Raw genomic sequence first — 16052 nt, 5'->3', positions numbered from 1 at the left:
GCTCGTACGAAGACGACATAAGACTGCTTCGTAACAGCCGTCTCCAAGTTTGCGGCGATGGGCTGACCTCAGTTCATCGCCATGTTCGTTTGGAAAAGAGTGATTCGCCATGTCAACTCCCGCCGCAACCTCGCAACAGTCGGCTCCCCGACAATCAGTTAAAGGCCCGTTCAGTCAGTTCAGCGCTGAATTGATTCCGCAGTCACGCTTGCGTGAGCTGATTACTGCCGCCTATCGAGAACCTGAGACCGAGTGTGTACCCCGAATCATCGAGCAAGCCCGGCTCAGTTCACCTGCCGCGAAGGCGACGGAGCAATTGGCAGCAAAACTTGTCGAAGCGCTGCGCCGGAAAAACACGGGCTCAGGAGTCGAAGGGCTCATTCAGGAGTTTTCCCTGTCAAGCCAGGAAGGTGTCGCGCTGATGTGCCTTGCCGAGGCGCTCCTTCGCATTCCCGATAGGGCCACGCGTGATGCACTGATACGAGACAAGATTAGTCGCGGCAATTGGCGCTCTCACCTCGGGCAAGCGCCCTCGATTTTCGTGAACGCGGCCACTTGGGGCTTGCTCATCACCGGCAAGCTCGTCGGGACGAACAGCGAGGCGACGCTTGCGTCATCGCTGACCCGCATCATTGGTCGCGGCGGTGAGCCATTGATTCGCAAGGGCGTAGACATGGCCATGCGCCTGATGGGCGAACAATTCGTCACTGGCGAAACCATAGAGAAAGCCCTCGCGAACAGTCGGAAGTTGGAAGCTCTGGGTTTCCGCTACTCCTACGACATGCTCGGGGAAGCTGCGACGACCGCCGAAGACGCGAAGCGTTATTACCAATCGTACGAGAGTGCGATTCACGCCATCGGGAAAGCGTCGGACGGACGCGGCATCTATGAGGGTCCGGGCATTTCCATCAAGCTCTCGGCCTTGCACCCACGGTATTCGCGTAGTCAGCACCGCAGAATGGTGGAAGAGTTGCTGCCTCGCGTTCGCTCGTTGGCACTACTCGCACGACGCTACGACATCGGGTTGAACATCGACGCGGAGGAAGCGGACCGGCTCGAAATCTCCCTCGACCTTCTCGAGGCGCTTTGTTTCGACAAGGACCTGCAAGGGTGGAACGGCATCGGTTTCGTCATTCAGGCGTATCAAAAGCGCTGTCCGTTTGTCATCGATTTCGTCCTCGACTTGGCGCGTCGAAGTGGCCATCGAATCATGGTCCGCCTGGTCAAAGGGGCGTACTGGGATACAGAAATCAAGCGCGCGCAGCTAGACGGCCTCGACGGTTACCCGGTCTATACGCGCAAAATCTACACGGACATCTCGTATCTCGCCTGCGCAAAGAAGCTGCTTGCTGCGGCCGACGCGGTCTATCCGCAGTTCGCTACCCACAACGCCTATACGCTTGCTGCAATCTACAATCTCGCCGGTCCAAATTATTACCCTGGACAGTACGAGTTCCAGTGCCTCCACGGAATGGGCGAGCCTCTCTATCAAGAGGTCGTTGGTCGCGGCAAGCTGAACAGACCATGCCGCATCTACGCGCCGGTCGGTACGCACGAAACCCTCCTCGCGTACTTGGTGAGACGACTGCTTGAAAACGGTGCCAACACTTCGTTTGTGAATCGCATCGCTGACAAGAGTGTCGCCGTCGCGGATTTGATTGCTGACCCAATTCGCGAAGCGGAGCAGTTGTCCCCACTCGGCGCTCCGCACGCAAAAATCCCGTTACCGCGAGAACTCTACGGAGCGGAGCGTCCGAACTCGCAAGGCATTGACCTCTCGAATGAGCGTGCTTTGCAGGAACTCGCGAAATCGCTGAACTCGAGCGTATTGAGGGCATGGACGGCAGCGCCAATGCTTGCGACGGAAGCTGCCGTGCCGCCCACCGGAGCCCCGGTTCTTAATCCCGCGGAACACCAAGACATCGTCGGTACGGTTGCTGATGCGACTCCCGACGACGTGGAACTTGGCCTTTCGAATGCGACTAGCGCCTATCACGGATGGGCCGAAACGAGCGTCGCGCACCGCGCGGAGTGTCTGAATCGAGCTGCGGACCAGCTTGAGGCGGAAATGCCGACCCTGATGGGACTGGTCATCCGCGAGGCTGGGAAGTCGCTTCCCAACGCAATCTCCGAAATCCGCGAAGCCGTCGACTTCCTGCGTTACTACGCCGCCCGAATTGGCGAGTTCGACGGGCAGGCTCACGAGCCGCTCGGCCCGGTAGTCTGCATCAGCCCTTGGAACTTTCCGTTGGCGATTTTCATGGGCCAGGTAGTCGCGGCACTGGCCGCTGGCAACACGGTCATCGCGAAACCTGCAGAACAAACCCCGCTAATCGCGGCCCAAGCTGTCCGCATCCTCCGCGAGTCCGGCGTGCCAGCAGGCGTTGTTCAGCTGCTTCCTGGCGATGGCGGGAAGGTTGGGGCCAAGCTCGTTGCGGATTCACGTGTACGCGCGGTCATGTTCACAGGGTCCACTGAGGTCGCGCACCTCATCAACAAAACGCTGGCAGCACGCCTTGACGCGGAAGGTCGTCCCATCCCGCTGATTGCAGAAACTGGCGGACAGAATGCAATGATTGTCGACTCCTCGGCGCTTGCTGAGCAAGTCGTGGTCGACGTGCTTCAGTCGGCTTTTGATTCGGCCGGCCAGCGTTGCTCGGCTTTGCGCGTGCTGTGCATCCAGGAAGAAGTCGCCGACCGCACGCTTGAGATGTTGCTGGGCGCGATGCACGAGCTCGTCGTCGGAAACCCGGACCGACTTTCGGTCGACGTGGGGCCAGTGATTGACGCCGAGGCACGACAAGGTCTGGAGGCGCATATTGCCTCGATGCGTGCCTCGGGCCACCGCGTCACTCAGCTGTCGCTTCCCGAAAGCTGCAGAAACGGCACGTTCGTTCCGCCGACGCTCATTGAAATCAATTCTCTGCGCGAACTCACCCGCGAGGTCTTCGGCCCCGTGCTGCACGTGCTGCGCTACAAGCGCACCGAACTGCAAAAGTTGATGAGTGAAATCAAAGATACCGGCTACGGTTTGACGCTGGGCGTACACACTCGAATCGACGAGACCATTGGACTCGTCCTCGAGCAGGCTCATGTCGGAAATGTGTACGTGAACCGCAACATCGTTGGCGCAGTAGTGGGCGTGCAACCGTTTGGAGGCGAAGGTCTATCTGGCACAGGACCGAAGGCTGGCGGAGCGCTGTATCTGCGCCGCCTTTTGGGCAAGCGTCCTTCTAGTCTGCCCGAATCGTTGACTTTTACGCCTACGGCGGTGGCGGACTCTGCCGTGCATCCGAACAATGTTCTTGAGCAGTTGCGTCGACACTTCCATAGCGTGGGTGACGAACAGTCAGCTTCGCGTTGCACGCGGTACATCCAGCAACCTGTCTTCGGCGTGACCGCCGCGTTGCCTGGACCCACCGGGGAGCGAAACACCTATTCGCTGGCGCCGCGCGGGACCGTACTCTGCGTCGCGAACTCGACCGAAGGCGCGCACGCGCAGTTGCTCGCCGCGCTGGCAACAGGCAATTCCGTTGAGCTCGCTGGGTCTGTTGCGGAACAGGTCTATCAGGAGCTGCCGCAGGGACTTCGACAGCACGTGGCGTTGATTGACGTAGCGTCGTCTCAGCCGGACGCAGCCCTCTATGACGGCGATGAAGCAGGCTTGCTGTCATTGACGAAGATGTTGTCGCAGCGCCATGGCCCCATCGCGACGGTGCAAGCTCGTCCGCGTCGGGAAGTGGTGGACGGATTTGAGTATGCCGTTGACCAGCTTCTCGTTGAGCGGACGGTCAGTGTCAACACGACCGCCGCCGGTGGAAACGCTAATCTGATGACTCTCGTATGACGTCGGTCTCAGGCACGCCGTCATATCCTTGACGGCGCGCCTGCACGACATTACCCGCAACAGAAATGCGCAGGCTCTGGAAGGTCCTGCGCATTTTTGCATCGGTGCCTCTGTAGAAATCGGTCTATTGCTACATCGACTTTGCCGTGAGAGCAATAGGAGGAACGTCCGAATGAGACACCAATGCAGCAATGAAGGGGCGACGAGTCAACAAGACAAGAAAAAGCGCAGGCTCACCTGAGCCTGCGCGTCTGTCCTTCGCCTATCGCTTAGCCGAACGTTAGCTCTATCGGAGCTCGCGGACTGCTGAGATTCTGCTCCCGTCCGGCTGAAGCCCCACCTGCGGAACGTCGACGCCGAGGCCCGGACCGCTTCCGGCACATGCTACGCCGCCCTTGATGGCGCCTGCGTCATCACGATACAAGAAGGACAGATGGTCATGAAAACAGTGAAATTCGGCTGAAACGACGTTCGCACGTGCCGCCGCAAAGTGAAGGGTTGCAGCTTGAGCAATCGAGGTGGAGAAACACTGAGGCGTGGACGACACTCCCGCCCGGGATGCCATCGCATCAAGCGCAAGGGCGCCACTTACGCCCCCACAAAGTGGCAGGCTAAACTGCAGGTGCGTAATCGCCTTTGCATTAACGAGTCGCTGGAGCTCGTCATGACGATACTCAGCTTCCGCGGCAATGACGGGCAGGAACTCTCGATTGATGTGCTGCATGAGCTCGACGTCATCGAAGGCGACGGGAGACTGAATAGCGTCAGGCGCGAATCTCTCCAGTTCGCTGAACCACTGCGCGCAAGAGACAGCCGTGAGCTGATTGACGGCGTCCACCCAAAAACACGCGCTGTGGCCGATGGTCGCTCGGACGGCTTCGACCCGCCCCATGTCTAGGGAGAGCGGTATGCCGGCGATTTTCATCTTGAATGAGGTAAATCCGCTGTCAACATACCGCTGGAACTCAGACGCGAGCGCCTGTGCGTCTTGCCCGTCGCGATAGAGGCCACCACTCGCATACACGGGGGCTAGCGCATCGCCGCCACCCAGCAGCTTCCAGAGCGGGAGATTGCGTCGCTTGGCAGCAGCATCCCACATGGCAATGTCCACCGCGCTGATGGCGGCGGACAACGCCCACGCAGGCTGCATCGCTTGAGACATGCGCAAGAAGTTATAGGCGCCGCTCGCTGAGTGGAACGTCCGCCCAACGAGCGCTGGCCCGACTTCATCCACGAGTAAGCTGAGAACCGACTGGCAGTCCGTGTATTTAGACCACCCCTCCCCAATGCCGACCACACCGTCCTCAAACTCAATCGAAACGAGCGGTGCACGCCTCTCGCGCCACCGGAAGACGGGATTCCACACCGTCCCATCCAGTTCTCGGCTGAACTCCAAAACAGATACTTTCGTGATTTTCATTGCAGTTCAGCCGGTGCGTCTACCTTCGCCGCGGGATTCGGTTTTGACCTCAAGCGGTCGCAATCTCGGAAAGGAAGGACTGTGCACGCGGATGCTTCGGGGAGTTGAAGAATTCGTCGGGCGCGCCCGTTTCCAAAAGCGTGCCTTTGTCCATGAACCAGATGGTGTCAGAGACGTCCCGAGCGAACTTCATTTCATGCGTCACGCACACCATCGTCATGCCTTCTTTCGCCAACGACTTCATGACGGAAAGAACCTCGCCGACCATTTCAGGGTCAAGAGCACTCGTCGGCTCGTCGAACAACATCACTGGCGGCTTCATGGCAAGGGCGCGAGCAATGGCCACCCGCTGCTGCTGTCCGCCTGACAACTGGCCAGGAAATGCCGTCGCCTTGTGACTGAGGCCGACCTTGTTCAGAAGCTCGTGAGCAAGTGAAACCGCCTCGGCCTTCGGAACTTTTGCCACCCTGGTTGGCGCAGCAATGATGTTGTCGAGTACCGATAGGTGCGGAAAGAGGTTGAACTGCTGAAACACAAAGCCGACGCGGCTACGGAACGCGTTAATGTCTAGGCCCTTCGCGTGAATGTCCTGCCCGTCGACCTCAATGGTCCCCCCATTGATTTCCTCAAGGCGGTTCACTGTCCGGATGAGCGTTGATTTACCGGAGCCGGAAGGCCCGCAGACGACCACGACCTCGCCCCGTTTGACGGTGGCATTGACATCCTGCAGAGCGTGATAGCCACCGTACCACTTCTCGACATTCTTGAAAGTAATCATCTCCGGCTCCAGCAATTAAGAGGACACGACAGGCGTCACGCCTTCTGCTTCAAGTACGGCATCTGTGCGTGCCGCAGTACGCTTCTTCGACACTTTCGCCTCGAGATGTCGCGCAAGCTGAGTGAACGTGAAGCAGATGACGAAGTACACCAGGGACAACAGGAAAAACACCTCAAATGGCTTGGTAAGCGTGTTGTTGTTCACCTGGTTGGCAGCGTAGGTCAGTTCCTGCACACCGATGACGTAGCCAAGCGACGTGTCCTTGATTGCAGTCACGAACTGCCCGACCATACTCGGCAGCATGTTGTACAGAGCCTGTGGAAGAATCACCACGCGAAATCGCATCCAGTAGCTCATGCCGAGTGCCGCCGCTGCTTCAGTCTGCCCCCTCGGCAATGCCTCGATACCAGCTCTCACGATTTCTGCAAGGTAGACCGCTTCAAAGATGACGAGCGTCCACACCATCGTGGTAAAGCCGGTGACCTGGTGTCCGACCAACACCGGAATCACGAAGTAAGCGCCGAAAATGAGCATCACCAGTGGAATGCTTCGAACGAGGTATTTGATGGCAATCGCGGGCCGCCGAATCCAGTTGAAAGGACTCAACTGGGCAAGCGCGAGCAAAATGCTCAGCGGAAAGGCTAGGCCAATGCCAATTACAGAGAGAATGAGCGTAGCCGCCACGCCACCGAGCGGACCGCTCGGATAAGAGCCAATCAAAATCAACAGCCAGTTGTCTCGGATAATGTCAAACATGGCTTACCTCGAAGGGATATGGAATCTGCGCGCGAGTGCGGCTCCCGCCCACATCAACGCCAAGGCGATGCCGACATAAATTGCTGTGCTCAGACCATAGATGTCGAACGCTTTAAAGGTGCTGTTTGCGATTTCTTTGGTCGCGTAGGTGAGCTCAACGGCTCCTACGACCATTGCCAAGCTCGTCGTCTTCATCAGAAGAACGCTGCCACTTACCATCGGTGGGATAGCGTTTCTGAGAGCCTGCGGCATGATGATGTAACGCATAGCGTTCAGGTAGTTGAAGCCGACCGCACGGGCCGCTTCATGCTGGCCGTAGGAGACGCTACGAAGACCACTTCGAATATCCTCGGATACGTAAGCCGCGTAGTACAGACCGATGGCTAATGCTGCGAAGTACATCTCGCCATGATGCGCATTCGCCACCTGTTGCAAGCTGACAGGCAAGAGATTCGAGACGCCGAAGTACCAGAGGAAAATGTGCACCAGAGGCGGAACACATCGTTGGTATTCAACGAATGCGATGACAAGCCATTCCAATACACGGATTCTCGTCATCCGAATGATGGCGAGGAACGTCCCGAAGATGAACGCCAAGAGCCAACTGCCAACCGAGAGAATGACCGTCGCGGCGATGCCGCTTGCTAGCAGCTTGATGTTCTGGGGCGTCAATATAGAGAGGTGGCCTTTCCACCCGGCTGGTGGTGCGGCTTTCTGAGCGCCCTTATTCGGCGTAACAGCCGTTGTCCTCGGAATCGGCGAAATCTTGAACTCGCGCGTCATCTTGTAGAGCGTATTAGGTCCGAGCCATTTGTCGAATATCTGTTGCGCCTCGCCCGAGCGCTCGATGTCTTGGAGGGCGCTATTGACCGCCTTCAGAAACGGCTCCTCTCCCTTTCTAACGCCGAAGCCCCAAATTTCACTGCCGATGGGCGGCTCGAGAATCTTGAATTGCGTGGCTGCGAGTCCGAGTTTGTTCACGAGTCGGCTTGCGACCTCCTCGGAAACGCTGATGGCATCGCTCTTTCCCTGTGCCATGGAGGTGAACGCCGTTGGCGTATCTTCAAGGCCGACGAGAATCGCGCCCGGCACCTCTTTCTTGACGTAGTTCTCGGCGATGCCGCCTTTCGTGAAGGCAATCCGCCTCCCGTTGAGGTCGGACACCTTGTTGATGCCATGGTCGACGCGTACGGCGAGGATGTGCGGGCTAACGTAATAGCCGTCCGAAAAGTCGACCTGCGTTGCGCGCTGTGCCGTGTAGGCAAGACCCGCCGCCATGATGTCGATACGACCCGCCTGGAGCTCAGGGATTCGCGCATCAATCGCCATGGGCCGGACCTCGGCGGTGACCCCAAGCCGTTTCGCCAGTGCGTTGCACATGTCAACGTCATAACCCTGCAGCTCGCGGTTTTTGCCGACGAAGCCAAATGGCTCAAAGGAACCAAGGACGCCGCAGCTCATCGTCCCTTTTGCTTTGACGTCTGCAAGTTCGTCCGCGCTGGCGGAGGCCGAGACGATGCTCGAGAGCCCGACTAAGCAGGCAACCACGGCCGGAAAGTGTTTTCTCATCATGTCCTCGGAAACAGGCGCCTGTACCAACGTGACGCTCAACATCGATCTGCTGTGGTGAAGTTTCAACCAGAGTCCGGGGTAGCACCCCGGTTGCACCTAGAATGTGGAACGGATACTAGGCCAGAAAAAACGCCAATTCAAGGTCTCAAGGCTGATTTTGGTCCATCGTTGACCAGTTTTCGGGGAAAACCACTATGCGAGCACAAAGCCTTTCACGAACGAAGGCGTACGGGAAAACGGGCTTATTGGTACAGCAGGAACCAGAGGACGGTTTTTTGTTTTTGAAATAGGTTGAATTTGGACCAAAATGCGGTTAATGTGGTCATTCATAAGTCCAATTGTGGAGTGTCCATGCGCCGCTTAGTAACAACAATGACCGCCGTGGCAGTCGCCGGCTTTTCCTTATCGACCAATGCTCAAACCGTTGTAACAATCGGTCACTCTGCTCCGTTGACAGGCCCACAGGCACCGAACGGAAAGGACAACGAGAACGGCGCGCGCCTCGCGATAGATGAACTCAACAAAGCGGGCGTCACGGTCGCTGGTCAGAAAGTGACGTTCAAACTGGACTCGGAAGACGACCAGGCGGACCCGAAGATTGGCGTGCAGGTCGCGCAGAAGATGGTGGATAGCGGGGTCGTTGCCGTTATGGGTCCGTACAACTCAGGTGTCGCTATCCCGGCATCGCGCGTGTACAACAGCGCTGGCGTACCCATGCTGCCGGTTGCATCCAACCCGGCTCTAACCAAGCAAGGCTTCAAGAACATCTTCCGTATCGGCGCAAGCGACGAGCAGCTCGGCGGCACGATGGGTCAGTTCGCTGCTAAGACACTGAAGGCAAAAACCGCCGCGGTTATCGATGACCGTACCGCATATGGCCAAGGCGTCGCCGAACAGTTCGTCAAGGAAGCGAAGGCCAACGGAATCCAAATTGTCGACCAGCAATTCACGAACTCGTCGGCGACCGACTTCCTCGGCATTCTCACGAGCATCAAATCCAAAAACCCGGACGTCATCTTCTTTGGTGGGTACGCTTCACAAGGCGCGCCGATGGCCAAGCAAATGAAGGCCCGCGGTCTGCGCGCCAAGCTGCTCGGCGGCGACGGCATCTGTTCAGCTGACATGGGGAAAGTCGCAGGCGACGCAGCATCCATCGTCTATTGCGCACAAGGGGGGATCTCCCTCGACAAGACGCCGGCCGGCCGCGAGTTCCTTCAGAAGTACAAGGCCGCGTACAACACGGACACGCAGGTGTACGGCGTCAGCTACTACGACGGCGTGAAGCTGCTCGCGGATGCCATGGTCAAGGCGGGCACCACAACCGACAAGGCGAAACTCACGGCCCAGCTCGCGAAGACTGACTACAAGGGCGTAGCCGGCACGTACTCGTTCGATGCAAACGGCGACCTGAAGGGCGCCCCGACGACTGTCTATGTCATCAAGAACGGGCTTCCGATCCCGTACGGACAGTAACGCCTCAAGGAACGACGAAGAGCACATGAAAATCACTCGCACCATTTCGACTGTTGAAGTCCATACCGGCGGAGAGGCGTTCCGTATCGTGACGAGCGGACTTCCTCGTCTACCCGGCGACACTATCGTGAAACGTCGCGCATGGTTGAAGGAGAATGCCGACGAAATCCGTACTGCGTTGATGTTCGAGCCACGCGGCCACGCCGACATGTACGGCGGATATCTGACTGAGCCGATTAGTCCGACGGCCGACTTTGGAATCATTTTCCTCCACAACGAGGGCTACAGTGACCACTGCGGGCACGGTGTTATAGCGCTCTCTACCGCCGCGGTCGAGCTGGGCTGGGTCCAGCGACAAATTCCCGAGACACGCATTGGCATCGATGCTCCTTGCGGCTTCATCGAAGCGTTCGTTCAATGGGACGGTGAGCATGCCGGTAACGTTCGGTTCGTGAACGTTCCTTCCTTCATCTGGAAGCGCGACGTCACTGTCGAGACGCCGTCGTTCGGTGCAGTCAAGGGTGATATCGCTTTCGGTGGCGCTTTCTACTTCTATACCGACGGTGCACCTCACGGGCTCGAAGTTCGCGAGTCCTCCGTCGAAGAGCTCATTAAATTCGGGGCTGAGGTCAAGCAAGCTGCGAACAACGCCTATCCGGTCGAACATCCCGACATCCCGGAAATCAACCACATCTACGGAACCATCGTTGCCAACAAGCCGCGGCATGAAGGCTCTACGCAAGCGAACTGTTGCGTCTTTGCGGACCGGGAAGTGGACCGCTCACCGACTGGCTCGGGCACCGGCGGCCGCGTCGCTCAGCTTTACCTTCGTGGCGAACTAAGCAAAGACCACACGCTCGTGAATGAGTCCATCATCGGTACCGTCTTCAAAGGACGCGTGCTCAGCGAGACGATCGTTGGTGATTTCAAAGCGGTCATCCCCGAAGTCGAAGGGAACGCCTACATCTGTGGCTTTGGGCAATGGATTGTGGACGAGCGTGACCCGCTGACGTACGGGTTCCTCGTTCGATAACCGGCTCCTAGTGGTACCAGTTAGCGCGGAAAGCTGCGACCCAGCATTCCGCGCTTTTTTTTTGCTGTTCGAGTGCGGACCTAAAGGCTTGTGTTGTCGCACAGCACAGGCCGTTAGTGATTTGCTTGACGTGGGCTGAATCCAGTCCCCGGGCACGCCAGTGTTGCCGGGCGATGGTCAACGGGAGTTTGCTCGCGTCAAGTTGTGCAGGAACTGGATGACTCATAAGCCGAAAGGCGGGATCTTCTACCCGCGCGTTTGGCCGTCGCGCGCGCATTGATGGACTTAATCGACTCGACCGGCGCGAGCAATCGATTGCCCGCTACGGCCAGTTAATCTGGCGACCCCTGCCCGCTTCGATGAAGCGGCAACGCGATGGTGGGGAAGCAAACTGCCGGCAGTATATGACCGATCGCTCGGTGACTTGTTAGACTCGTCAAGTGACTTCCGGCGACAAATGCGATGAGAACCGATCCTGAGATCGTAAGAGCTTAAGGCGACCCGCCCGGCGACGTCCGAGATCTCACACCGGAACCACGCACTCTAATCCTGATAACTCGTACTATCAGGATTAGCTTTAATGGTAGACGGTGTTTTCATTTATAAGTACTGCGACACAATAGATATGACGGCATTATGTCAAGCGGGTCCAAGACGAGGATATTGGTAGTTGAAAGAGAGCTTTGATAGTTCGCTGTTTCATCCAGACACGTCAACGTTCCTGTTCACGCCGTCAAAAGCGATGCGCCTTTTTAAAGCTGGCGCTTTTGCGCCAGCCACAGTCCTGAAACGGCTAACGTCAAAGCATTCCAGCAATGCGACGAAACCAACCTTCGACCTCTGCCGCGGGATCGCGTTGTGCCAGGCGGGCTGCCGTCATCAGCGGGAATGCTCTATTCGCAAGGCGAAGCTTGGCTAGATTGTCTTTCATAGTCCCGTCGTACTTCTGCTGCGCGGAAAACGCCTTCGCGAAAAGTTTCGGGACGGCATTTCCATCGTCGTCCGGCTTATCGCCAACGACAATTTCTACGCCGAAGGCCTCCTTGATGGCGTCGGCGTGCAGGTAGCACTCGATTTCGTACTTCGCGGTCTGAACGGCCCATGACCCGTCGGTGCGCTGATTGACCTCGTTCACCCAGTTCGCATAATCCGCAACATCGCGATCGTAAATATGTACTTCCCTGCGGTTGAGCGGCTTCAAGTAATGGTCGTTCACCCAATGTTTCAGCGTCGATCCGCCTAATGGTACGAAGGCGATGCGCTCGTCCGTCGTCAGATCGGGAATGGACGCGTCAGCGACATGTAGCGCGCGGCTGAGATATTTCAGGGCGATGATGTCCGTTGGCCCCTCCACGCAAAGCAGCACTCTCACTCGGCTGTCGGGAACTACGCCAAGTGTTTCGGCAACTTGTCCAAAGACATTTACGCCCTCTAGAATGACCGGCTTGAGAGCAACGTCGCGCGTAACGAACCGGATGCTGTCGGTCGGTAGTTCCGACGCGAAGCCTGGACTATGCGTCGTTAGAAGGACTTGGCAACCTGGCTCGGCAGCCAGTGCTTTGAAAGACTCGATAAGGATGCGCTGATTGTTCGGATGTTGCGCGGTCTCCGGCTCCTCGATCCCGTAGATGATGCTGCGGCTGACGCTTGTTCGAACCCGGCGCTCCGCTTCGGCCTTGAAAAAACTGACCAGCACGAGGCGTCGCACGCCGCTGCCTCGCTTGTTAAGTGGAATCCCGTCGTCCGTGTCCATGCCGACCGAAAATAAGCCTGTCCATTTGGTCGCCGACGGCGGCGTGAACTGCGGCGTCAGTTCTTTGGCGAGGTTCGGGTCGATCGTCTTCAACGCGTCGTGAGTGCTCTTGGCGATCAGTTCGGCCTTTTCTTTAACCTTTGCCTGGATGCGGTTGATATCGTCCTGCACTTCCGCGATTGCGGCGGCTACGGCCGCTTTCATCGGGTTTTGCACCTCACCATCCGAATCGCGGCTGCTGCGATCACTTTGGAAGAGCGCGAACATCGGCAGATACGTCTCAAGTTGATCCCAGATACGCTTGCTGTCTTCCTTTGGTTTAGTGACAGGCAACTCGACCTCCTGCAGTTGAAGATCCGACGCAGCCTGCCACAGGGCTTGCCGCATACCTGGATTGCCTTTAAGCGCCACGTCGAGCTTCTGGTCCTGGACGCGCTTCTGAAGGTCTCTCTCCTTCAGATCGAGTAGATCTGCGACGCCAGCGGCAGTCGGATGGTTCGCGAGAAGAAAGACCTCGGCGGAAGGAGTCTTTTTACTGCAGTCGAACACTTTCCGAATCTTCAACGTGCCGGCGGCGGAAAGCAGGTATTCTGACGCCAGGGAAGTTTCCGCGCCGGCGTCAAGCGTCAGCTTCGGCGGCAAGTCAAAGAATTCGCAGGTGATGGTCACCAACTGGTTTCCAACGTTGTAGATATTCGCATCGCCTTGCTCGAGCTTCACCGTCTCGTTATTAAAGAAAATTTCCAGTGCTTCAAGCGCCGAAGATTTGCCAATATCGTTTTTGCCGACAAAAGTGGTCAGGTCGCCAATTGCAACCGTTACTTCTTCGCGGTAGCAACGAAAGTTTTTAATTGAAACCGATTTTAGTCTCATTCTAGTTTATCGTTATATCAATGTGTTTGTTGCTTCCTGTGCCGTGGCGCATGTGAACCACGACTGACAGGTTCGATTAGCTGTCTAGCGGATGTTCCTCTGCAGTCTGCCCGGATAGTACGAACGAAAGAATACCCATTGTTACGATGAAAGGCACGGTGTGTCAGAATTGCCACAGAAGCTGGGAATCCCGAGGAAATGCGCCCTAGGCTGGAGCACGGCGTGACTAAGTGCGTGGCCCACCCCAACCCTCGACAGGACCTGAGACTCATCCCGTGGCGTGCCTTCGAAGAACTCCGCGAAAAAATGCCGTTGCGGACAGCGACGGCGGTCCCGGGGGCATACGTGCACCATCTTTAGCATTTGCCTTGCTTGCACAGATAATGCAAGCAAGCTATGCTTGCATCATTTACATGCAAGCACGGGGTTTGCGATGAAAGATGAATCGAAAGTGTCGGGTGGCGTTGCGCGGGCCAAAGCTTTAACGCCACAGGAACGAAGCGCCATTGCCCGGAATGCGGCACTTGCCCGTCATGGAAAAGCGTTTCCGAAAGCTATCGCAGAGGGCTACCTTCAGATGGGCGACCTCAGGCTTCCGTGCGCTGTGTTGGACGATGCCGACAATACGCGTGTTCTTACGCAGGAAGGTTTTCTTAACGCTATCGGACGTGCAGGTAAGGCGAAAGGAGGAGAAGGCGCCTCGATTGACGGAAAGCCCGCTTTCCTTCGCGCCAAAAACTTAGAGCCGTTCGTTTCTGATGAGTTGCTGGCCTCTATGACGCCGCTTGAATTTGCGCCACTGCGAGGGCCCGGCTATGAAGGAAGGGCTTTCGGGTATCGTGCCGGTTTGCTTCCTGGCGTCTGCTGGGTCTATCAGGATGCGATGACCGCCGCACAACTGCTGCCAAGCCAAATGCATATCGGCCAGGCATGCAGGGCATTGTTGAAAGCCCTTACCAACTATGCCATCGAAGATCTTATCGACCAGGCGACTGGCTTCGAGGATCTCCGCAAGCGTAATGCGATCCTTAAGATTATCGAGCAACACGTCCGCAAAGACGCCTTGCCTTGGGTCAAAATGTTCGACGTTGATTTTTATCGACACATTTATCGGCTCAACGGCTGGAATTTCGATCCGGCAAAGACTGCACGGCCGGGCGTCATCGGTCATTGGACAAACGACATCTACGATCGACTCGCACCGGGAGTTAGGCCGGCCCTTCACGATCGAGTACGTCGCAACGCCAACGGTCGGCCGACACAAAAGCTGACGCAATACCTTACGCCCGAAGAGGGAAAGCCCCGCCTTCGCGAACTGCTCGAAGGCGTGAAAGCTCTCATGCGCATATCCACGACATGGGAAGATTTCACCCAAAAGCTCGATATAGCATTTCCTAAATTGAATAGTACTCTTCAATTGCCGTTCGACACTGAACCGTTGAGATTAAGCAAGCAATAATCGACGTTAAAGAAGGTGGGAAGGCCTCACCTCAAATGGCGGGAGCGTCTTACTTCACTTTCTCGAGCCATTGTTATCGCGGCGGAATGACTGCCTACTTCGCAGCCTCGACGAAGGCTTTCAGGTCGTCGAGGCGATGATCCCAAAACAAAGCCACTTCCTTGTCATTCTGCACGATCTCAAGGTTGGTGGGGCTGAAAACACCATTCATAACGGCCGCCGCGATCAAGTTAGCGCGGCCAATTTCGCGATGCCAGATTGTCGCTTTCCCGCCGGTGTCGTGAACGATCCTCTTGTAAGAGTTCACGGACGAATTTGAGACTTTGCACTCGATTGCCATTATCCGGCCATCACGCAGCGTTGCTACAACATCGGCTCTCGCGCCGGCTAGTGGGGTCTCGCCCATAAACTGTCCTGGCTTCGGGGCACGAGACGAGTTGGGGATGTCATGTTTTTTGATCTGCTCGAAACCGATCGACAATAAAAGGTCTTTGACTTTGTTTTCCTGCCGATCCTTGGCGTCATTGCGGCGGAACGTCTCAACCTTCCGCGCGGCTACCAGAGCGGACGATGCCACGATCGCTGCCGCCCGCTCCTCGGGCAGCGGATTGCGATTTTCTTCGATCCACGGGAAGCGATGCGGATCGAGGATCCGAAATACGATGTCGCGGATGCGCGTCGCGCTGTCCGGGTTCGACTTCAATGTGCCTGGTGCAAGCGACGCCTCGGCAAGCGTCTTGAGATCATCCTCTGAGATCGGCGGCGCCGTCAGATAACAAAATGCGCGGCGTGAATCGCCATCCCGCATTAAATCGGCGATCACGTTCACATCAAGCTGCGGCTCTTTCAGCTCGGGCAAGCGATCGACAATCTTCGCGAAGATGCCGGAAAATGTCTTGAAATGCTGGGAATAAAGTTCGAGGGGTTCGTCCAACCGTTCTCTGCGGAATGCGATCGTCGCGGTTTCTGCGTCGTCTCTTAGCTGCTGCACGGTCCATTTCTGCGGTGATGACGTCATTCGAACTCTCTAGCCGGGACCGTGTCCGCTTCAATCCTTCGGCTCTCACTTATGAGTCCGCCGGCTTCGG

General features: G+C 57.0%; 10 protein-coding genes. 4 read left to right on the top strand and 6 right to left on the bottom strand.

Features of this window, described 5'->3' with window-relative positions; translation table 11 throughout:
• Positions 1–109 precede the first annotated feature (109 nt).
• Positions 110–3847 (top strand): trifunctional transcriptional regulator/proline dehydrogenase/L-glutamate gamma-semialdehyde dehydrogenase, encoded by a 3738-nt coding sequence (putA, locus tag QCE49_RS32255; RefSeq protein WP_409017622.1) that lies wholly within the window; start codon positions 110–112, stop codon positions 3845–3847.
• Between the two features lie 286 nt (positions 3848–4133).
• Here putA and QCE49_RS32250 read toward each other — a convergent pair whose 3' ends face one another.
• Genes QCE49_RS32250 through QCE49_RS32235 form a run of 4 tightly spaced genes read right to left on the bottom strand, consistent with a single transcriptional unit; the run spans position 4134 to position 8415 of the window.
• The gene (locus QCE49_RS32250; RefSeq protein WP_309806795.1) at positions 4134–5267 is read right to left on the bottom strand and encodes a mandelate racemase/muconate lactonizing enzyme family protein; all 1134 of its coding nucleotides are present in this window, start codon (positions 5265–5267) and stop codon (positions 4134–4136) included.
• 49 nt (positions 5268–5316) lie between these two features.
• The gene (locus QCE49_RS32245) at positions 5317–6045 is read right to left on the bottom strand and encodes an amino acid ABC transporter ATP-binding protein (RefSeq protein ID WP_309806794.1); all 729 of its coding nucleotides are present in this window, start codon (positions 6043–6045) and stop codon (positions 5317–5319) included.
• Positions 6046–6060: 15 nt separating this feature from the next.
• Positions 6061–6801: an amino acid ABC transporter permease gene (locus tag QCE49_RS32240; RefSeq protein ID WP_309806793.1), complete on the bottom strand. Its 741-nt coding sequence runs from the start codon at positions 6799–6801 to the stop codon at positions 6061–6063.
• 3 nt (positions 6802–6804) lie between these two features.
• On the bottom strand, positions 6805–8415 hold the full coding sequence (locus QCE49_RS32235; protein ID WP_309806792.1) for an ABC transporter substrate-binding protein/permease: 1611 nt from the start codon (positions 8413–8415) through the stop codon (positions 6805–6807).
• Positions 8416–8724: 309 nt separating this feature from the next.
• On the opposite strand from QCE49_RS32235, the gene QCE49_RS32230 reads away from it, so the two are divergent.
• Positions 8725–9846, top strand: a complete 1122-nt coding sequence (locus tag QCE49_RS32230) for a branched-chain amino acid ABC transporter substrate-binding protein (protein ID WP_309806791.1) — start codon at positions 8725–8727, stop codon at positions 9844–9846.
• A gap of 25 nt (positions 9847–9871) precedes the next feature.
• Positions 9872–10879, top strand: coding sequence for a trans-3-hydroxy-L-proline dehydratase (gene lhpH, locus QCE49_RS32225; RefSeq protein WP_309806790.1), 1008 nt, complete (start codon positions 9872–9874; stop codon positions 10877–10879).
• Between the two features lie 799 nt (positions 10880–11678).
• Here lhpH and QCE49_RS32220 read toward each other — a convergent pair.
• Entirely contained in the window at positions 11679–13505 is a 1827-nt protein-coding gene (locus QCE49_RS32220) for an ATP-binding protein (protein ID WP_309806789.1), read from the bottom strand.
• Positions 13506–13938: 433 nt separating this feature from the next.
• On the opposite strand from QCE49_RS32220, the gene QCE49_RS32215 reads away from it, so the two are divergent.
• Entirely contained in the window at positions 13939–14964 is a 1026-nt protein-coding gene (locus QCE49_RS32215) for a P63C domain-containing protein (RefSeq protein WP_309806788.1), read from the top strand.
• A gap of 94 nt (positions 14965–15058) precedes the next feature.
• Here the strand turns inward: QCE49_RS32215 and QCE49_RS32210 are convergent, their stop codons facing one another.
• Positions 15059–15982, bottom strand: coding sequence for a XamI family restriction endonuclease (locus QCE49_RS32210; RefSeq protein WP_309806787.1), 924 nt, complete (start codon positions 15980–15982; stop codon positions 15059–15061).
• Positions 15983–16052: the final 70 nt, after the last annotated feature.

It is taken from the genome of Caballeronia sp. LZ008 (assembly GCF_031451435.1).
Taxonomy (GTDB): Bacteria; Pseudomonadota; Gammaproteobacteria; order Burkholderiales; family Burkholderiaceae; genus Caballeronia; species Caballeronia zhejiangensis.
Note: the sequence above shows the minus strand (reverse complement) of the source record. Positions and strands in the feature narration are given on the sequence as shown.